Consider the following 19820-nt stretch of genomic DNA (forward strand, 5'->3'; position numbering starts at 1 on the left):
GCGTAGCTTAACCTCTTTTACGTCGCCAGGCAGGTGCGCTCTGCGGCTTAGGCGGGATCTCCTGAAGCTGCATCACCACACTTGCAAACTCTTTCATCACCCTACGGTAAACATCGCGCTTAAATGACACGACCTGACGAACAGGATACCAATAGCTCACCCAGCGCCAGCCATCGAACTCCGGCGTACTGCTGGTTTGCATATTGATGTCCGAATCGTTGCCCACCAACTGCAGAAGAAACCACTTCTGTTTCTGGCCGATACAAACCGGCTTTGTGTCCCAACGCACCAAACGTTTCGGTAACTTGTAACGCAACCAGTTGCGGGTCGAGGCAAGGATGCGAACATCTTTTCGGCTTAAACCGACCTCTTCAAAAAGCTCCCGGTACATCGCTTGTTCTGGGGACTCTCCCGGATTGATCCCGCCTTGCGGGAACTGCCAGGAGTGCTGACCATATCGACGGGCCCACATGACCTGGCCCTGACGATTACAAATTACTATTCCTACGTTCGGGCGGTAGCCATCGTCATCAATCACCGGACTACCCCAAACTAAACCTTATATATGAATGATTGTTTCACACTACAGTGAGGCGGTAAACCACTCTCTTACAGGCCTGCAACCTAATAACATTTGAATAACTCACAAATAAGCGCAGAGTTATAAACAGATGTGCGGTCTTGAGGGCAATTTTATTCACCTTTTCTGTGGATATAGTTGTGAAGAAGTGTCTGATTACCGATGAACAACCTGAAATGGCCTCTGCCCTCCCGTTTCTCACCTTCAACATAACGCTATACTTTTCATGATTTTATATTCATATCGACAAACAAAATGCAGAATAGCGTGACGATCGTCACAACAGGGATCGTCGTGCTGATGAAAGATCGAACAGCGTCGGTTTTATCCACAGATTGTGCCAATAAGTTAGGCACAATTTGTCTGAAATTTGGATTTTCGTCGCACGTCAAGGCTGTAAATTGAAACAGTAGTCAGGGTTATGCCCAGTTATCCCATTTTTCTGTGGATAACATGGTGTAAGATCCTGTTTATTGTCAGTGACCAGATTTGAACAACCCGTTTTGCGTCCCTGATGAAACCGTGAAAAATTCATAAAAAAACCTATAAATCATGCACATGGAATATTGGTACAGAAAAAGTTAAACTCTATCCACAGGGGACTGTTTCTTCGTTTATTTTTTAATCAAAAGGTTATCGTCATGCATCCGCTTTCACCCTTGCTCTCACCGCCTTCGAGCGAAAGCCAGTTGCTACAACAGGCTCAGCGCCTTGCAGGCTTCTCGCTGGGCGAACTGGCGGCGATGGCAGGGCTACAGATCCCGAAGGATCTGAAACGAGATAAGGGCTGGATCGGCATGCTTCTGGAGCTGTGGCTGGGGGCAAGCGCCGGGAGCAAGCCAGAGCAAGATTTCGCGGCCCTTGGCGTAGAGTTAAAAACTATTCCTATCGACCGCCAGGGTCGTCCCCTGGAGACTACCTTTGTCTGCGTTGCGCCCTTAACCGGCAATACCGGCGTAACGTGGGAAACCAGCCACGTGCGCCATAAGCTGAATCGCGTGCTTTGGGTTCCGGTTGAAGGCGAACGGCAGATCCCTTTGGCTGAACGCCGCGTTGGCGCGCCGCTGCTCTGGAGCCCGGATGAAGAAGAGGAGCATCAGTTGCGCCTGGACTGGGAAGAACTGATGGACATGATTGTGCTCGGTCAGGTCGAGCGAATTACCGCCCGGCACGGAGAAGTGTTACAGCTGCGCCCGAAAGCGGCAAACAGCAAAGCGCTTACCGAGGCGATCGGCGCGATGGGCGAACCCATACTGACGCTGCCGCGCGGTTTTTATCTCAAAAAAAATTTCACCGGCGCGCTGCTTGCTCGTCATTTCTTACTTAAAACATAGTTTTTTACTTATTTTGCGAGCTCACAAACATAATCGCCTGGTTTTTAAGATTTTACCGCTTCACCCTGTTGCTATAACGGGTTAATACTACACTATGATTTGATACGAGCCAGATGAGGACGATAACGATGAAAAAATGGGCGGTGTTAATTTCAGCAGTCGGGTTGGCGTTTGCCGTTTCGGGCTGCAGCAGCGATTACGTCATGGCGACGAAAGACGGCCGGATGATCCTGACTGACGGTAAACCTGAAGTCGACGATGATACCGGTCTGGTCAGCTACCACGACCAGGCAGGCAATAAAATGCAGATCAATCGCGACGAAGTCTCGCAAATTATTGAGCGATAACAGTCGGAGGTCAGTAGCCTACTGGCCTTTTTGATTTTTTTCTTCCCCTTTTGCTTCCCCTCTGCCATGTTTATATTCCTTTGTCGGGAGGTTCCTGACGCGCTCTACATGTCTATTGAAGGAAGCCGGCTATGTATTATCACCGTATCCCCCACAGCGCTCTGGAGATAAGTCAACTGGGGTTGGGCACGATGACATTTGGTGAACAAAACAGCGAAGCCGATGCCCATGCACAACTCGATTATGCCGTCAGCCAAGGGATTAACCTGATTGATGTCGCAGAGATGTACCCTGTGCCTCCACGCCCTGAAACGCAGGGACTTACCGAAACCTACGTCGGTAACTGGCTGGCAAAACGCGGTAACCGTGAAAAGCTGGTTATTGCCTCGAAAGTCAGTGGCCCCGCGCGAAACAACGATGCCGGGATCCGCCCAAACCAGATCCTCGATCGCAAAAATATCCGCGCCGCGCTGGACGCGAGCCTGAAGCGCCTGCAAACCGACTATCTCGACCTTTACCAGGTCCACTGGCCGCAGCGTCCAACCAACTGTTTTGGCAAGCTCGGCTACAGCTGGAATGAGAGCGCCCCCGCCGTTACGCTGCTGGAAACGCTGGAGGCGCTGACCGAATGCCAGCGCGCGGGAAAAATCCGCTACATTGGCGTGTCCAACGAAACGGCCTTTGGCGTAATGCGCTATCTGCACCTGGCGGATAAACACGATCTGCCGCGCATCGTCACCATCCAGAACCCGTACAGCCTGCTTAACCGCAGCTACGAGGTGGGGCTGGCTGAAGTGACGCAATATGAGGAAGTGGAACTGCTCGCCTATTCATGCCTCGGTTTCGGCACCCTGACGGGGAAATACCTGAACGGTGCGAAACCGGCCGGGGCGCGTAATACCCTCTTTAGCCGCTTTACCCGCTACAGCGGCGAGCAGACGCAAAAAGCCGTTGCTGCCTATGTGGATATCGCGAAGCGCCACGGCCTGGATCCGGCGCAGATGGCGCTGGCCTTCGTGCGCCGTCAGCCGTTTGTTGCCAGTACCCTGCTTGGCGCGACGACCATGGAACAGCTGAAAACTAACATTGAGAGTTTCCATCTGAAGCTGAGTGAAGAGGTATTAGCGGAGATTGAAGCGGTGCATCAGGTTTATACTTATCCTGCGCCGTAGCCTGATGCTTTTGCCGGGTAAGGCGAAGCCGCCACCCGGCTACTTATTAATGGCGACGCTGCCAGATCCACAATCCCGCAATCGCCGCCGCGAACAGCCCACCAAATCCGACGCCAATCGCCACCACCGGGACACCCACTTTTACCGCCAGCGAGTAGAGCCCCAGCATTAACAGCATGGCCAGGTTTTCACCGAGATTTTGAACCGCAATGGCATTCCCCGCCCCGACGGTCTGCTTGCCACGCTCCTGGAGTAACGCATTCAGCGGTACCACAAAGAAGCCCCCCAGAATACCAATCAGGATCAGCAGAGCATAAGCGGGCAATAACGCATGTTGCAGCGAGAAAATAAGCACCACGAGGCCAATCAGGATCCCCGCTGGCATGCAGCGTGCGACCATTTCAAGCGTCACCAGCTTCGCCGCCGCGCCCGCGCCAGCCACAATGCCGATAGCCACCATCGCATTAAGATAGGTCGGCGTCGCATTGTCCGTAATCCCCAGCGCCACCGGTACCCACAGAACCAGCAGGAAGCGCAGCGTGACGCCCGCCCCCCAGAACATACTGGTTCCCATCAGGGAGAAGCGCGTTTCCCCGTTACGCCACAGCACGCGGCACGCGTTAAAGAAACTGCCGGTCATCGGTTTAAAGCGCCAGGACTGGCCCGGGCGAGCCACCGGCAGCTTCGGAATAAACAGGTTAGCCACGACCGCCCCACCATACACCACTGCACACACACCCAGGGCTGCCAGAACATGCCAGTCGGCCAGCACGCCACCCGCGACGGAGCCGAGGAGGATAGCGGCAATCGTTGACGACTCCATCAGACCGTTGGCCTTCACCAGCTTATCGCCCGTGGTCAGCTCCCCGAGGATGCCATACTTCGCCGGAGAGTAGGCGGCAGCGCCGATACCCACCAGCGTATAGCCAATAAACGGATTGAAGCCGAAGCAGATACTGGCAGCGCCCAGCAGCTTGAGACCGTTGGCAAACATCATCACCCGGCCTTTCGGGAAGCTGTCCGCCACCTGCCCCACAAACGGGGCAAAGATAATGTAAGCGCCCACAAACACCATCTGCAGGATCGGCTGACTCCAGTCAGGGTAAAACTCGGCTTTCAGCAGCGCCAGCGTGGCAAACAGCAGCGCGTTATCACCGAACGCAGAGAGAAACTGCGCGGCGATGACGGCCATCATGCCTTTCGACCTGAGGGAGGTGTTAGTGTGTACTGACTCACGCATTTTGCTGTTCCGCCTCTTCAACCATACCTTTCAGGGTCACGAAATCGGGCTTGCCGCTACCCAGCACCGGAAGCTGCTTCAGGTGGCGAATATCGCGCGGCACGGCCAGTTCAGGAATACCGTGTTCACGCGCATAGCTCAGTAACCTGTCGCGCTTAAGCTCAGCATCAGTGGTAAACAGCACCAGCGCCTCGCCTTTGCTGGCATCGCTCTTCACGACCGTGGCGTGCATCTTCTCGGCGGACACGGCCGTCGCCAGCTGTTCAACCATTTCCAGAGAGACCATCTCACCGGCGATTTTGGCGAAGCGTTTTGCGCGCCCCTGAATCTGTACAAAGCCTTGCTCATCGAAACGAACGATGTCGCCGGTGTCGTACCAGCCGGTTTCAATCTCGCCGTTGACGTTTTCCGCCGTTGGCGCTTCCAGCACGCCCGGGTTTTCCACGCGCAGGTAACCGTTCATCACGTTCGGCCCTTTCAGCTGCAGGCGGCCACCGTCCTCAATGCCCGGCACCGCCAGCAAGCGCGCATCCATCCCCGGCAGAATTCGGCCCACCGTTCCCGGTTTCGCCGCCATCGGTACGTTGATCGAGACAACGGGCGCGCACTCGGTAACGCCATAACCTTCAAGAATGCGCAGGCCAAACTTGTCCTGCCAGATCTGACGCGTGCTCTCCTGCAGCTTTTCCGCACCGGCCACCACATACCGCACGCGATAGAAGTCATACGGATTGGCGAAACGGGCATAGTTGCCGAGGAACGTTGAGGTGCCGAACAGAACGGTGCAGTTACGGTCATACACCAGCTCCGGCACGATGCGGTAGTGCAGCGGGCTGGGATAGAGGAACACCTCGGCACCGGTCAGCAGCGGCGTGAACAGCCCCACCGTCAGGCCAAAGGAGTGGAACAGCGGCAGCGCCGACATAAAACGGTCATTCGCGGTAAAGTCGGCAATGCTTTTGATCTGCTCAACGTTCGCCAGAATACTCTTGTGGCTGTGGACGACGCCTTTCGGGTTACCCTCCGAACCCGACGTGAAAAGAATAATCGCGTCATCTTCCGGCTGCTGTTTGACCTGAGCCAGATGCGGCACCAGCAGATGCGCAAAAATCCACAGCTTGTCGCCGGTGGTCACGTCCGCTTTTAGATCTTCCAGGAAGACCCAGCGTACCTGGGTCAGCTGTTCCGGCAGATGCCACAGCTTGCCTTTGTCCAGAAACTGTCGGGAGGTAAAGATGGTATTGATTTGGGCGGCGGTAATGGCGCTGGTCAGCCCCTTCACGCCCGCCGTGTAGTTCATCATCGCCGGAATGCGGCCACGGGAAACCGCACCAAAAATCACCGCCGCGCTGATGCCCGCGTTTGGCAGCATCAGGCCGATCTTTTCGCCCTTTTTGCTGTACTTCTCAAGAATGCGGCCCACGAACAGCGTCTTGGTCAGCAGTTTACGATAGGTATCAGGGGTAAAGTTGATGTCTTCAATGCAGTTTTTCTTCGCGCCGTAGCGGTACTGCGCCGAAAGCAGGGATTCATACAGCGTTTCGCGCGGACGAACGGCCATGCGCGCTTCCATCATAATCTGGTGCAGCATTTCCCCGGCGATTTTACGGCGATCGCGGGCACGCGGCGCTTCCGGCATCGGTAACGACGTTGGCGGCAGGATATGCAGCGTGATTTTGGGGAACAGACGCTGCTTCACCAGCCCCTTAAGGCGGCTGAAATGGGTCAACTCTGCGCCTTCAATGCGCAGCGGCACCACGGTCGCGTTTGATTTCGCCGCGACAAACCCCGCGCCGTCGTAGATTTTCATCAGCGAACCGGTCACTGAAATGCGCCCTTCCGGGAAAATGACCACCGGACGCCCCTGCTCTACCAGACGCACCAGGTGTTTAATCATCATCGGCTTTGTCGGGTCAAGCGGTACGAAATCGATCAGTGGGGTGAGCCAGCGCATATACCACTGCTGACTGATGGAGGTATAGACCGCAAACACCGGACGCACGGGCAGAAACAGCGCAAGCAGGATGCCGTCTATAAAGGAAACATGATTGGGTGTGATGAGAACGCGCTCGCCACGAAGCGCCTGGGCATCGCCAGTGACGCGGATGCGAAAAAGAATACGGAACAGTGTACGGAAAAACCCAAATAGCATCTCAACTCCCTTTGCCAGACAGTGTGGTGGGTTGACAGTAAATGGTGGCAGATTACACGAGAAGTGATACGGGAGCGACAGCAAAAGTGGAGGCGAAAAAAAACCTGCGCATCCGCGCAGGCTGGTGCAAGAGATGAGTACGAAACCGTACTAAGAATTCTCACCAATCAATACCTCTGGGATCTTGATTGTGGCTGTTGACCCTGCGCTTCGCCAGCAGGAAAACGCAAGGGAATGAGCCGAAATGCAACCAGGTGTGAATATTCTCTTTTGCTGTTACAGGTTGAACTGTCAGGCAAAAAAAACCTGCGTAAGAACGCAGGCTGGTGTAAGTCGTGTTAATCAACCGGAGTTGATTCCACCTATCAATACCTCTGGGATCTCGACTCTACCAACCTCTTTAACGTCATCGCCACCGGACAATCGCAACAGCCTGAGGCAAAGTGTAACTAAAGGTTCAGAATGACATTCTTCTGACATGACCAGGCGTGTAACGATTACACTACCAGGGTTGGTCTGCGTCACGTTTGTGGCGCGCGGAAACCGGCTTCCCTTGAATGGACGTCACTTTTCCGCAACACTATTCAGTGTGTAAACGCTTACCCCAAATAAGAAGGTTATAAATGGCGACAATAAAGGATGTGGCTCGTCTGGCAGGTGTGTCGGTAGCCACCGTCTCCCGCGTGATTAATGATTCACCCAAAGCCAGTGACGCATCACGCCAGGCGGTACAAAGCGCCATGGAAACCCTGAACTACCATCCGAATGCCAACGCCCGCGCGCTCGCCCAGCAGTCAACAGAGACTATTGGGCTGGTGGTGGGAGACGTTTCCGATCCCTTTTTCGGTGCCATGGTAAAAGCGGTTGAACAGGTCTCTTATCAGACGGGTAATTTTTTGCTGATCGGCAATGGCTATCATAATGAACAAAAAGAACGCCAGGCCATCGAGCAGCTGATCCGCCACCGCTGCGCTGCACTGGTGGTACACGCCAAAATGATCCCGGATGCCGAGCTAATTCACCTGATGAAGCAAATGCCCGGCATGGTGATTATCAACCGTATTATCCCCGGCTTTGAAAAACGCTGTGTAGCACTCGACGACCGCTACGGCGCCTGGCTTGCGACCCGTCATCTGATTCAACAGGGTCATACCCGGATTGGCTATCTCTGCTCCAATCACCCCATTTCTGATGCGGAAGACCGCCTGCAGGGCTATTACGACGCCCTGCGCGAAAACGGTCTGCCGTGCAATGACCGTCTGGTGGCCTACGGTGAACCGGATGAGAGCGGCGGCGAACAGGCCATGACGGAGCTGCTGGGTCGCGGACGGAATTTCACCGCGGTCGCCAGCTATAACGATTCGATGGCTGCCGGGGCAATGGGCGTCATGAATGACAACGGGATCGAGGTGCCGGCGGAAATCTCGCTAATTGGCTTCGACGATGTTTTGGTCTCCCGGTACGTGCGCCCGCGCCTGACCACCGTACGCTACCCCATCATCACGATGGCCACCCAGGCCGCAGAGCTGGCGCTGGCGCTGGCCGAACAACGCCAGCCGCCGGAGATTACCCATCTCTTCAGCCCAACGTTAGTGCGCCGTCACTCCGTTGCAGCGCCCGCTGACGCGCAGAGCGAATAGCGATACAGGTGTACCGTTTTATCCGGATACTCCAGCCCATCGCCAATATACTGCCAGCCGTAACGTTCATAGAAGTCGCGGCAGGCAGACCAGAGATGAAGTTCCTCGTACCCGGCCCGTGCGGCGAAGCGAATAACATGCTGCTGTAACTTTCCTGCCAGCCCCTTGCCGCGCGCCGCGTCGTCAACGTAGAGCGCCGCCAGCCACGGACAGAGATCCTGACGGGTAATCAAATCACAGCGCCAGAGTCCCACCGTCCCGAGAAGCCGTTCATCCTCTACGGCGATAAAGGTCAGCGGCAGGGCACCCGGCGTCTGGCTGTGCTCGACGATGCTATGGAAAAAATCCCGCGCAAGCCCCTCGCCAAAGGCCTGCCAGAGCCAGTCGGTGACCTGCTCCGCATAGCGCGGTGCCTCGTAAAGCGGGAGAATGACGGTCTTTTTCACGTTTCACCTGCGTTTTTAATGAATATGCTGGCCTGACGCCTCCAGCCCGGTTTGGCGATTATTTTACCAGAGTCAGACTATTTAGTTTTACTTCCGGCAGGCCAGGCGAATCGTGACCAAAAAGCGTGATCGTGGCAGAAGTTTTGCGCTTCCCGCATCGCTTATACGCTGTCAGGTCTGTGTTAAACTGCAAACCATTACGTGGAAGCAGGAATGTAGAATGGCAACAATGCTGGATGTCTCACTGCGCGCGGGCGTGTCGAAGGCTACCGTCTCGCGCGTGCTGAACGGCACAGGTCAGGTTAAAGAGAGCACGCGTCAGCAGGTCTTTGCTGCGATGGAAGAGCTGGGCTACCGCCCAAACTTTCTCGCGCGTTCGCTGGCTAACCAGACCAGCAACAGCATTGGTCTGGTCGTCTCTACCTTCGACGGCTTTTACTTTGGTCGTCTTTTGCAGCAGGCGTCGCGGCAGACCGAAACCCACGGGAAACAGCTGATCGTCACCGACGGTCACGACGCGCCAGAGCAGGAAGAGCAGGCGGTGCAAATGCTGGCCGACCGCCAGTGCGATGCCATCGTGCTTTACACGCGCTATATGAGCGAAAAAGCGATCATCAAGCTGATTAATACCGTGCAAACGCCGCTGGTGGTCATCAACCGTGAAGTCAGCCAGGCACCGGAGCGCTGCGTGTTCTTCGAACAACAGGATGCCGCGTTTAAGGCGGTGGATTACCTGATCAATCAGGGCCACCGGGAGATCGCCTGCATTACCGTTCCGATCCACACCCCCACGGGTAAAGCGCGGCTGATGGGCTACCGTAAGGCGCTGGAAAAGCACGGCATTCGTCTGGACGAGCGTCGAATAAAGTACGGTGATGCGGGAATGACGCGGGGCTATGAGCTGTGTAAGGAGCTGATTGCTGAAGGGGTGTCGTTCAGCGCGCTGTTTGCCTGTAACGATGATATGGCGCTGGGCGCGTCCAAAGCGCTGCATCAGGCAGGGCTTAAGATCCCGCAGGATATCTCCCTGTTCGGCTTTGACGATGCCCCAAGCGCAAAGTGGCTGGAGCCTGCGCTGTCGTCGGTTTATCTGCCGATAGATAACATGATCGTCACGGCTATCGATCAGGCGATCCGGCTGGCGAAGAACCAGCCGGTCGATGCGATCCCGCCGTTTACCGGCACGCTGGTATTACGCGATTCGGTCACAACGGGGCCGTACTTTAATCAAACGAGTTCCAGCGCCAGCAGTTCCTGAATGGTCTGGCGACGACGGATCAGCCGCGCCTTGCCGTTATCAAACAGCACTTCCGGCAGCAGCGGACGGCTGTTGTAGTTCGAGGACATAGACGCCCCGTACGCCCCGGTGTCGTGCAGCACCAGGTAATCGCCCGGCTTCACCTCGGGCAGCGCGCGGGTTTCAACTTTGCCACCTTCCTGCTGGGTAAACACATCACCGGATTCACACAGCGGGCCTGCGACCACCGTCTCAACGCGCGGCGCGTGCGTTAAATCGCGGCCATCGGCAGCCAGGGCGGTAATGTGATGGTAGCTGCCGTACATGGACGGACGCATCAGGTCGTTAAAGCCCGCATCAATCAGCACGAAGTGGCGGGAGCCCATCTCTTTGACGCTGCGTACCTGCGCCACCAGCACGCCGGCTTCGGCTACCAGGAAACGACCCGGCTCAATTTCCAGCTTCACGGCATGGCCCAGATGCGCGGCAATTTGATCGCGCGCGGCGCTCCACAGGCCGTAATAGTGATCGGTGTCGATCGCTTCTTCCCCTTCACGATAAGGAATGGAAAGACCGCCACCGGCGGAGATCGCCTCCAGATCCTGACCGAAGTCGACAACCTGGCGCACCATCGCCCCGCACACCTGCTCCAGGTGCCCGTAATCGACGCCGGAGCCAATGTGCATATGAATACCGACCAGCTTCAGGCTGTAGCGCTGCAGTACCTCAAGCGCGGCAGGCATATCGGCATACCAGATCCCGTGCTTGCTGTTTTCGCCCCCGGTGTTGGTTTTTTGGCTATGACCATGTCCAAAGCCCGGGTTGACGCGCAGCCAGACGCGATGGCCGGGTGAAACCTGCCCAAGCTGCTCCAGCATATCCACAGAACCGGCGTTCACCGGCACCTGCAGTTCATGCACGCGCGCAAGCGTTGCGTCGTCGATCACATCCGCGGTAAAGACGATCGCGTCAGGATCGGTTTTCGGATCAAAGCCTGCCGCCAGCGCACGCTCGATTTCACCCAGCGATACGGAGTCAACTTTCACGCCCTGCTCGCGCATCAGGCGCAGAATATGAATATTGGAGCAGGCCTTCTGGGCAAAACGCACCACGTCAAACTGATGCAGGGCGGCGATCTTCTCGCGAACGATCTGCGCGTCATAGACCCATACCGGGCAGCCAAACTCGGCGGGCAGGCGCAGCAGGTTTTCAGCGTTCAAATCGGTGTCCGTCTGGTTGAGCGGGCGTGGCATGGTCTTCTCCGGTTCAATTCATTTTTTTATGATTACGCCACAGCGGAAGCAGAATAAAAAATATCGTTTTATCGCGAGTCTATGCAAAAATGATATGGACAGTTCCTTGCTTTCAGGTGCCCTATGCCCGCCGTCAATTTACGCCACATCGAGATTTTTCACGCCGTGATGACCGCCGGCAATCTCACCGAAGCCGCGCAGATGCTGCATACCTCGCAGCCGACGGTCAGCCGCGAGCTGGCGCGCTTCGAGAAAGTGCTGGGGCTGAAGCTGTTCGAACGCGCCCGGGGCAGGCTTCACCCGACGGTGCAGGGGTTGCGCCTGTTTGAGGAAGTGCAGCGCTCATGGTACGGGCTGGACAGAATCGTCAGCGCGGCGGAAAGCCTGCGCGAGTTTCGTCAGGGCGAGCTGTCGATTGTCTGCCTGCCCGTCTTCTCTCAGTCCTTCTTACCAACGCTGCTCCAGCCTTTTCTGGCCCGCTATCCTGAGGTCAATCTCACCATCGTGCCGCAGGAGTCGCCTCTGCTTGAAGAGTGGCTGTCGGCACAGCGGCACGATCTCGGGTTAACCGAAACCCTCTCGACCCCCGCAGGAACGGCGCGCACGGAACTGCTCGCGCTGGATGAAGTGTGCGTTCTGCCCGCCGGGCATCGGCTTGCCCACAAAGCAGTGCTGACGCCCGCGGATTTTCATGGTGAAAACTACATTAGCCTGTCGCAAACGGACAGCTACCGGCAGCTGCTGGATACGCTTTTTTCTGAGCATCAGGTGAAGCGGCGGATGGTCGTTGAAACCCACAGCGCGGCGTCAATATGCGCGATGGTGCGCGCGGGCGTTGGCGTTGCGGTCGTCAATCCGCTTACGGCGCTGGACTATGCAGGGAGCGGGATCGTCATCCGCCGTTTTAGCGTTTCCGTCCCGTTCACCGTTAGCCTTATCCGCCCGCTGCACCGTCCGGCTTCCGCGCTGGTGGACGCATTCACCGAACACTTAGTTGAGCATGCGCGTCAGGTGGCGCTTCGCTTACCTGATCTGCAAAACCCGTTATGACAGCATAAATTCCACGGCATCTGCCGCGTGAATGGCCGCGGTATCAAACACCGGGATGGGGCTTCGTTCGGCCGGCACCAGCAAACCGATCTCCGTGCAGCCGAAAATCACCCCTTCAGCCCCCTGCTGCGCCAGTTTATCTATTACGCTGACGTAATATGCGCGGGAGGTTTCGCTGAAGGTTCCGAGGCAGAGCTCGTCGAAGATAATCTGATTGATGCGCGCCCGGTCCCCCTCATCCGGGATCAGGCTTTCAATCCCAAACTCGCTGTGCAAGCGCCCGCGATAGAAATCCTGCTCCATGGTGTAACGTGTGCCCAGCAAGGCCACGCGCGACATTCCCGAAGCGCGAATGGCGCGTCCGGTGGCGTCCGCGATGTGCAGGAACGGCAGCGGACAGCGCGCTTCAATGTGCGAGGCCACTTTGTGCATCGTGTTGGTACACAGCAGAATGCCCTGCGCCCCCGCACGCTCCAGCCCCAGCGCGGCATCAGCCAGGATTTCTCCGGCTTTATCCCATTCGCCGCTCGACTGGCAGGCTTCGATTTCATGAAAATCAACGCTGTGCAGCAGCAGGCTCGCGGAGTGCAGGCCGCCCAGACGCTGCTTTACGCCTTCGTTAATCAGGCGGTAATAAGGGATTGTCGATTCCCAGCTCATCCCACCTATCAGGCCAATCGTTTTCATCATCGCTCCTTATCTGTTTAAGCCAGTGAAGCAAACTTGTGATCCTGTTTCCAGTTCTTTATTACGTCGTTTTCTTTTTAAGCTGGCCAATGTAAATTAAATAAAACACTGTTTTATTATGAAGGGCTAAGCCATGTTTATGTTCCACAAAGAGACCGCGTCTGAAGATCTGGGGAATGGCGTTACGCGTCGCGTGCTGGCCCACGGCGGCAGGATGATGGCGGTTGAAGTACAGTTTGAGCAGGGCGCGATTGGCCCACTGCATAACCACCCGCACGAACAGTTAACCTATGTTCTCTCTGGTGAATTTGAGTTTACCATTGGTGAAGAGAAGCATGTCGTGACGGCGGGAGATACCCTCTACAAAAAACCACATGTGATGCACGGCTGCGTCTGCCTCAGGGCCGGCACGCTGCTGGACACCTTTACGCCTGTTCGCGAGGATTTCCTGAAATAAAAAAGGCGCTATTGCAGCGCCTTCATGTGTGCAGAATTTATTCCGTTACCGGCTCTGGCAATGGGTTTCGGCTGAGCATGGCCTCACGGAGTAATACGCTGCCGCAGGCAAACAGAGCGCCAAGGATCGCCGCCAGAATGACAATCATGCCTGTGCCCGGGCCGTCTTTTTTCACCGGCATCGATGGCGAAAGCTGATACCTGAATGGCTCAAGCTTAACGTCTGCGAAGGAGAGTTGTTTCAGCTGCGCCAGGTAATATTCCCGGTTCTGGAAGTCCGCGTTCAGCTCCGTCACATCCTTAAGATTTTTTTCAATCCTTAGCTTTTCCGCGATACCGTCAGCCCCGAGCGCAACGGAGTAATCCGGATCGTCTTTTATCCCCTGTCCGTTGCTATAAACGGGCTTCTTAATGCCCGCCGCATTCGCCACTTCCAGCGAATAGTTCAGCCGCTGCAGGTTGGTGTTATGTACATTGGTCAGACGAACGCGGTCGAGCGTCAGCTGCTGCTCTACCTCGTTCGTTTTGAGGGCGATCTGGTTGCGGATATTCTGCACCGTTTCTTTCTCAACAATTGCCGAGATATAGTTGATATACCCCTCCAGAACGGATTGGGCATCGGCTGCGGTCGGCGCGGTGAAGCTCAATGTCCAGGAGACGAAAGGCGCTTTATCCGCATCTTTTCCCTGAACATCATTCACCGCTTTCATTTTGTCTGCAATATTGACAACCGCACGGTGCAGTTCAAGCGGGTCCACTTGCGCATTCTTGAGCTGCGCCATCACGTAAGGGGAAGAGGTCATATACTCTTCAAGCAATGACTGCGACTGGAATTTTTTAATAAACAGGTCAAAGACTTCCTGACGGGTAACCGGCACCTTCACATCAAGAACCTGCAGCGCAACCATCATCTGGCTCAGCGGGTTCCACTGTGTCTGTTCCGCCGGAGTGATCACCGCTTTACTGGTCCATTTTTGCGGCAGTAGAAGCGCAATTGCCAGACCTGCCAGCGCGAAAACAAAGATAATGGTGGCAATGCGTTTTTTCGCGGTAATCAGAATATCTAACAGGCCCAGAAGATCGATCTCTTTTGAACTGACTGCTGGAGGAGCATATGAGGAAAAATCGAGGTCCGTATTTTTTTTGAAATCCATTGCTGACATAGCCGTTCTTCTGTTTCGGGTGCAGTAAATTCCTGCCGGGTGAGTTCAGTTGCCCGATAATACAAGAAAATAAGAATAATCTGAACGCGAGAATGGACTATCTGAGGAATTGCTATCAAAGTTGGTAGTTATACAGCATCACGCTAACAAAACGCCGGGTGGCGCTGCGCTTACCCGGCATTAACCCTTACACGCCGATATTTCGCAGTTTCTCCCCGCTCATCAGCTTGCGTTCAATATGTTCCAGCGTCACGCCTTTGGTTTCTGGAATTAGCCAGAATGTCACGCCAATAAACGCCACGTTCAGCACCGTATAGAGCCAGAAGGTTCCCGCCGCGCCAATCGCATCCAACAGCGTCAGGAAGGTCGCACCGATGATCATGTTCGACACCCAGTTGGTGGTGGTGGAACAGGTGATACCAAAATCGCGACATTTCAGCGGCTGAATTTCAGAGCACAGGATCCACACCACCGGCGCGGCGCTCATCGCGTAGCCAGCAATACACATCATGGTCATGCCCACGGAGAGCCAGGAGAGGCCGCTGGACGCCGTGCCGTTATCAAACTGCATCAGGCAGTAGCCGAGGATCAGGGTGCCGAGCGCCATCACGCTAAAGCCAATTTTCAGCGCAGGCTTACGACCGGCCTTATCGACGGTGAACACCGCAATAAAGGTGGCGAACATAAAGGTCAGCCCCACCACCAGCGTGGCGATCATCTGCTGTTCCGTGGTGGTAAAACCGGCCATTTTGAAGATGCGCGGGGCGTAATACATGATGATGTTCATCCCCGTGAACTGCTGCATCGCCTGCAGCAACATCCCGAGGAACACCGCGCGGCGCACGTTGCGGTTAGCCTTAAACAGCGACCAGCCGCCCTGCTTCAGCTTCAGGCTTTCGCGGATCTCGTTCAGCTCTTCACGCGCTTTCTCAGACGTGTCGCGCAGCATGCGCAGCACCTCTTCCGCTTCCACGTGACGCCCTTTTTGCGCCAGCCAGCGCGGACTATTGGGCAGGAAGATCACTAAAACAATCAGCACTACCGCAGGCAGCGCCAGCACGCCGAGCATCGCCCGCCAGTTACCGCTGTAGCTGAAGTACGTATCGGACAGGAACGCCAGCACGATGCCCAGCGTCACCATCAGCTGGTACATGCTAATCATCTTGCCGCGCACGTTCTCGCTCGCCATTTCGGAGAGATACAGCGGCGCGGTGTAGGAGGCAATCCCCACCGCCACGCCCAGCAGTACGCGGGAGAGCAGCAGCACTTCAACGTTAGTGGCAAACGCCGAACCAATGGACCCGGCAACAAACAGGACCGCCCCGACCATCAGGCTGTATTTACGCCCAAGGCGGAAGGAAAGCCAGCCGTTAAACAGCGCGCCGATGGCCGCGCCGAGCATCATGCTGCTCACCACCCACTCCTGCAGGCGGTTACTCAGCGTAAAGTGATCGGTAATAAACGGCAGCGCCCCGGCGATAACGCCGATATCCAGGCCGAACAACAAACCGGCCACGGCTGCCGCAATGGAGACAAACTGGTTCATGCGGCGGGTATCGCGCAGCGCGGCGGGCATCAGGGTAGAGTCATTTATAGATGTCATATTTTTCCTGCCTCAACAGCAAAATCCGTTAAATGAAATTACGAGATAGCGGGAAAAAGTGTCAGGCCGGAATTCGTGAAGATATGGATTATTTCGCTATGGCATAGCGATCTGTGATGGACATTACAATTTCAACTAATGCTGGATAATCACCTTATTTTACTAATGCCTTAATTTTTCAACAATAAAAATGTGATGGCAGTCATCTATGATTTTTAAGTATGGATTTTTCGTGTTTATCAATATGGACTTTGACTAATTTTAAGCAAAAAAAACCTCCGCCGAAGAGCGGAGGTATTTGTCATAAGTAGGGTTATCGCGCCAGCCAGCCGCCATCAACCGCGACGGTATAACCATTGATATAGTCCGATGCCGGGGAAGCCAGGAACACTACCGGCCCCATCAGATCGCTCGGCAGCCCCCAGCGGCCCGCCGGAATACGCTCCAGGATCGCCGCACTGCGTTCTTCGTCCGCGCGAAGCTGCTGGGTGTTGTTGGTGGCCATGTAGCCCGGCGCAATCGCGTTGACGTTGATGTTGTGCTGGGCCCATTCGTTCGCCAGCAGGCGGGTCACGCCCATCACCGCGCTTTTCGATGCGGTGTAAGACGGCACGCGGATGCCGCCCTGGAAGGAGAGCATCGACGCGATGTTAATGATCTTGCCGCCCTTGCCCTGCGCGATGAAGTGCTTCGCCGCCGCCTGGGACATAAAGAACACGCTCTTGATGTTCAGGTTCATGACATCGTCCCAGTCGGTCTCGCTGAAGTTAATCGCGTCTTCACGGCGGATCAGCCCCGCGTTGTTGACCAGAATGTCGATATGGCCAAATTCCGCCACCGCGCGATCCAGCAGCTCCGGAATAGCGTCGATTTTACGCAGGTCGGCGGTCAGGCTGAGAAAACGGCGGCCCAGCGCGGTTACGCGTTCGATGGTTTCCGTGGGCTCAACGATGTTAATCCCGACGATATCACAGCCCGCTTCCGCCAGGCCTAACGCCATCCCCTGGCCCAGTCCGGTGTCACACCCGGAAACCACGGCCACTTTACCCTGCAGAGAAAATGCATCCAGAATCATGTTTGTTCCTTACTCTTTCAGCGCCTGTCATCAACAGGCAGATGTATGCTTAACTGCCCGCGACTAGCGCAGATCCTTAACAGCGACGTGGTCCATGTCATCGAAGACCTGGTTTTCTCCAACCATCCCCCAGATGAAGGTATAGGCTTTCGTCCCCACGCCGGAGTGAATAGACCAGCTGGGTGAAATCACCGCCTGCTCGTTATGCATGACGATATGGCGAGTTTCCTGAGGCTGTCCCATCATGTGGAACACGCAGGCGTCTTCATCCATGTTGAAGTAGAAGTAGACTTCCATGCGGCGTTCGTGGGTATGGCACGGCATGGTGTTCCACAGGTTGCCTGGCGCAAGCTCGGTCAGCCCCATGCTGAGCTGGCAGGTTTCCAGCACATCCGGCACGAAGTATTTATTGATGGTGCGGCGGTTGCTGGTGAGGTTGTCGCCCAGCGTCACGGGCGCAACGTCAGCGGGCGTTACTTTTTTGGTTGGATAAGCGGTGTGCGCCGGGGCGCAGTTGTAGTAAAACTTCGCGGGTTTACCGCCGTCGATGCTGGCAAAGACCACCTCTTTCGCCCCTTTGCCAACGTACAGCCCGTCGCGGTGGCCAATCTCGTAGCACTGGCCGTCCACGGTAATCGTGCCCGGCCCGCCAATATTAATCACGCCCAGTTCACGACGCTCCAGGAAGTAGCTTACGCCCAGCTGCTTGCCTACTTCACCGCCCACGGAGACGGTTTTCGCCACCGGCATGATGCCGCCCACGATAATGCGGTCGATGTGGCTATAGACCATGGTGTACTTATCGGCTTCGAACACCTGCTCAACTAAAAACTCGCTGCGCAGTCCCTGAGTATCCAGCGTTTTGGCGTGCGCGCTGTGGATGCTTTGTCTGACGTCCACGGTAACCTCCAGATGTGGTCATGCCCGAAGGCAGAAATTAAACGAAACGACGTTTCGTTTTATGATGAACACATACTAGCGGCATAAAATAGGGTTTTCAATTGCAATTAAAACAACGTTTCATTTTTTATTTTTGTTTATAACAGAAATGACGCGCGGATCACGATTACTTCCCATGAAGAGAAGAACACGATAAAAAAAACCTCCCGAAGGAGGTTTTTTAAGCGAGGAGAAATTAGCGTTCGATGGCGAGCGCCACGCCCTGTCCGCCGCCTATACAGAGGGTAGCGATCCCTTTGCGCGCGTTTCGCTTTTTCATTTCATGGACCAGCGAAACCAGGATTCGGCAGCCGGACGCGCCGATGGGATGCCCTAACGCAATTGCACCGCCGTTCACGTTGACCCGCAGCGGATCCCACTCCAGCATTTTGCCGACCGAGATCGCCTGCGCGGCAAAGGCTTCGTTCACTTCGATCAGATCGACATCCGAAAGTTGCCACCCTGCGCGCTCCAGGCAGCGACGGGTAGCGTAGACCGGCGCAATCCCCATCAACGCTGGATCCACGCCCACGCTGGCAAACGCCTTAATGCGGGCCAGCACGGGGAGATCGAGCTCAAGGGCTTTGCTTTCGCTCATCATCATCACGGCGGCGGCACCGTCGTTAATGGACGAGGCATTGCCTGCGGTGACCGAGCCCTGCGTTTCAAACGCGGGATTCAGTCTCGCCAGGCCTTCCGCGCTGGCATCCGTGCGCGGCTGTTCATCGGTATCGACGACGATCGCCTCGCCGTTCTGACGCTGCGTGCTGACCGGGACAATCTCGTCGCGAAAGCGACCGGAATCAATCGCGGCACGCGCTTTTTGCTGCGAACTGAGCGCATAGGCGTCCTGCAATTCGCGGCTAATGCCGTACTCGCGCGCCAGGTTTTCTGCCGTCACGCCCATATGATAGTCGTTGAACGCATCCCACAGCCCGTCATGCACGAGGCTGTCGAGCAGTTGGCTGTTACCCAGCTGCGCGCCGGTTCGGCTATCGGTGAGAACGTGCGGCGCGCGGCTCATGTTCTCTTGTCCGCCAGCTATAACCACATCCGCTTCACCGCACTGAATGGCCTGGGTGGCGAGATGCAGCGCTTTTAACCCTGAACCACAGACGTCGTTGATGGTAATGGCGGAGACGGTGTTGGGCAGCCCACCCTTCAGCGCCGCCTGACGCGCAGGGTTTTGCCCGGCACCGGCCGTGAGAACCTGCCCCAGGATCACCTCATCAACTTCATGGGCTGCGATCCCGCTACGTTCCACCAGCGCTTTAACGACCACGCTGCCCAGATCAACCGCCGAGTGACGCGCAAGCGCTCCCTGAAAACAGCCGATAGCCGTACGCAACGCACCCACTATTACGACATCTTTCATCACGACCTCTGTGTTAAATGACATGACGATAGTAGAGGATTGTTACTGGCAATTATCTTAATTGTTTAAAA

Annotated in this window: 18 protein-coding genes; 7 read left to right on the forward strand and 11 right to left on the reverse strand. The window is 55.8% G+C overall.

Annotation, left to right across the window (positions count from 1 at the left end; genetic code table 11):
* Window positions 1-7 precede the first annotated feature (7 nt).
* Window positions 8-538 carry an RNA pyrophosphohydrolase gene (rppH, locus tag ACMWL8_RS18880; protein ID WP_013098553.1) on the reverse strand — a complete coding sequence of 177 codons (531 nt, stop codon included), beginning with the start codon at window positions 536-538 and terminating at the stop codon, window positions 8-10.
* A 683-nt stretch (window positions 539-1221) separates the two neighbouring features.
* On the opposite strand from rppH, the gene mutH reads away from it, so the two are divergent.
* The 3 genes from mutH to ACMWL8_RS18895 all read left to right on the forward strand — a co-directional run bounded on the left by mutH (window position 1222) and on the right by ACMWL8_RS18895 (window position 3433).
* On the forward strand, window positions 1222-1914 hold the full coding sequence (mutH, locus tag ACMWL8_RS18885; RefSeq protein WP_028014286.1) for a DNA mismatch repair endonuclease MutH: 693 nt from the start codon (window positions 1222-1224) through the stop codon (window positions 1912-1914).
* Between the two features lie 128 nt (window positions 1915-2042).
* Entirely contained in the window at window positions 2043-2261 is a 219-nt protein-coding gene (locus tag ACMWL8_RS18890; protein ID WP_014885085.1) for a YgdI/YgdR family lipoprotein, read from the forward strand.
* Window positions 2262-2392: 131 nt separating this feature from the next.
* Complete coding sequence (locus ACMWL8_RS18895; protein WP_045260907.1) at window positions 2393-3433, forward strand: NADP(H)-dependent aldo-keto reductase; 1041 nt, start codon at window positions 2393-2395, stop codon at window positions 3431-3433.
* Window positions 3434-3479: 46 nt separating this feature from the next.
* Here the strand turns inward: ACMWL8_RS18895 and lplT are convergent, their stop codons facing one another.
* Together lplT and aas are read right to left on the reverse strand one after the other, a co-directional pair.
* The gene (gene lplT, locus ACMWL8_RS18900; RefSeq protein ID WP_045260908.1) at window positions 3480-4673 is read right to left on the reverse strand and encodes a lysophospholipid transporter LplT; all 1194 of its coding nucleotides are present in this window, start codon (window positions 4671-4673) and stop codon (window positions 3480-3482) included.
* Complete coding sequence (gene aas / locus ACMWL8_RS18905; RefSeq protein WP_045260909.1) at window positions 4666-6825, reverse strand: bifunctional acyl-ACP--phospholipid O-acyltransferase/long-chain-fatty-acid--ACP ligase; 2160 nt, start codon at window positions 6823-6825, stop codon at window positions 4666-4668. The genes lplT and aas overlap by 8 nt, the downstream gene beginning before the upstream one ends.
* Before the next feature lie 623 nt (window positions 6826-7448).
* Between aas and galR the strand changes: the two genes are divergently transcribed.
* Window positions 7449-8465 carry an HTH-type transcriptional regulator GalR gene (gene galR, locus ACMWL8_RS18910; protein WP_028014290.1) on the forward strand — a complete coding sequence of 339 codons (1017 nt, stop codon included), beginning with the start codon at window positions 7449-7451 and terminating at the stop codon, window positions 8463-8465.
* Here galR and ACMWL8_RS18915 read toward each other — a convergent pair.
* Window positions 8426-8911 (reverse strand): GNAT family N-acetyltransferase, encoded by a 486-nt coding sequence (locus ACMWL8_RS18915; RefSeq protein ID WP_041908378.1) that lies wholly within the window; start codon window positions 8909-8911, stop codon window positions 8426-8428. The genes galR and ACMWL8_RS18915 overlap by 40 nt on opposite strands.
* Window positions 8912-9131: 220 nt before the next feature.
* Here ACMWL8_RS18915 and ACMWL8_RS18920 point away from each other — a divergent pair, with 220 nt between their 5' ends.
* Window positions 9132-10169 (forward strand): LacI family DNA-binding transcriptional regulator, encoded by a 1038-nt coding sequence (locus ACMWL8_RS18920; RefSeq protein ID WP_028014292.1) that lies wholly within the window; start codon window positions 9132-9134, stop codon window positions 10167-10169.
* Here ACMWL8_RS18920 and lysA read toward each other — a convergent pair.
* On the reverse strand, window positions 10139-11401 hold the full coding sequence (gene lysA, locus ACMWL8_RS18925; RefSeq protein WP_045260911.1) for a diaminopimelate decarboxylase: 1263 nt from the start codon (window positions 11399-11401) through the stop codon (window positions 10139-10141). The genes ACMWL8_RS18920 and lysA overlap by 31 nt on opposite strands.
* A 123-nt stretch (window positions 11402-11524) precedes the next feature.
* On the opposite strand from lysA, the gene ACMWL8_RS18930 reads away from it, so the two are divergent.
* Window positions 11525-12451, forward strand: a complete 927-nt coding sequence (locus ACMWL8_RS18930; protein WP_045260912.1) for a LysR family transcriptional regulator — start codon at window positions 11525-11527, stop codon at window positions 12449-12451.
* On the opposite strand, the gene ACMWL8_RS18935 is transcribed toward ACMWL8_RS18930, so the two are convergent.
* The gene (locus ACMWL8_RS18935; RefSeq protein WP_045260913.1) at window positions 12446-13138 is read right to left on the reverse strand and encodes an aspartate/glutamate racemase; all 693 of its coding nucleotides are present in this window, start codon (window positions 13136-13138) and stop codon (window positions 12446-12448) included. The two genes, ACMWL8_RS18930 and ACMWL8_RS18935, sit on opposite strands and share 6 nt — an antisense overlap.
* A gap of 133 nt (window positions 13139-13271) precedes the next feature.
* Between ACMWL8_RS18935 and ACMWL8_RS18940 the strand changes: the two genes are divergently transcribed.
* Entirely contained in the window at window positions 13272-13595 is a 324-nt protein-coding gene (locus ACMWL8_RS18940) for a cupin domain-containing protein (RefSeq protein ID WP_045260914.1), read from the forward strand.
* 37 nt (window positions 13596-13632) lie between these two features.
* Here the strand turns inward: ACMWL8_RS18940 and wzz(fepE) are convergent, their stop codons facing one another.
* From wzz(fepE) to ACMWL8_RS18965, 5 genes are all read right to left on the reverse strand, one after another.
* Window positions 13633-14757 (reverse strand): LPS O-antigen length regulator Wzz(fepE), encoded by a 1125-nt coding sequence (wzz(fepE), locus tag ACMWL8_RS18945; protein ID WP_045260915.1) that lies wholly within the window; start codon window positions 14755-14757, stop codon window positions 13633-13635.
* Window positions 14758-14944: 187 nt separating this feature from the next.
* Window positions 14945-16360 (reverse strand): sugar porter family MFS transporter, encoded by a 1416-nt coding sequence (locus tag ACMWL8_RS18950; RefSeq protein ID WP_028014298.1) that lies wholly within the window; start codon window positions 16358-16360, stop codon window positions 14945-14947.
* A 313-nt stretch (window positions 16361-16673) separates the two neighbouring features.
* On the reverse strand, window positions 16674-17435 hold the full coding sequence (kduD, locus tag ACMWL8_RS18955) for a 2-dehydro-3-deoxy-D-gluconate 5-dehydrogenase KduD (RefSeq protein WP_003862835.1): 762 nt from the start codon (window positions 17433-17435) through the stop codon (window positions 16674-16676).
* A 63-nt stretch (window positions 17436-17498) separates the two neighbouring features.
* Window positions 17499-18335: a 5-dehydro-4-deoxy-D-glucuronate isomerase gene (kduI, locus tag ACMWL8_RS18960; protein ID WP_045260916.1), complete on the reverse strand. Its 837-nt coding sequence runs from the start codon at window positions 18333-18335 to the stop codon at window positions 17499-17501.
* A gap of 235 nt (window positions 18336-18570) precedes the next feature.
* On the reverse strand, window positions 18571-19749 hold the full coding sequence (locus ACMWL8_RS18965) for an acetyl-CoA C-acetyltransferase (RefSeq protein WP_028014300.1): 1179 nt from the start codon (window positions 19747-19749) through the stop codon (window positions 18571-18573).
* Window positions 19750-19820: the final 71 nt, after the last annotated feature.

The organism is Enterobacter sp. 04-C-12-SI-ECC (genome assembly GCF_047530715.1).
In the GTDB taxonomy this organism is placed as follows: Bacteria; Pseudomonadota; Gammaproteobacteria; order Enterobacterales; family Enterobacteriaceae; genus Enterobacter; species Enterobacter bugandensis.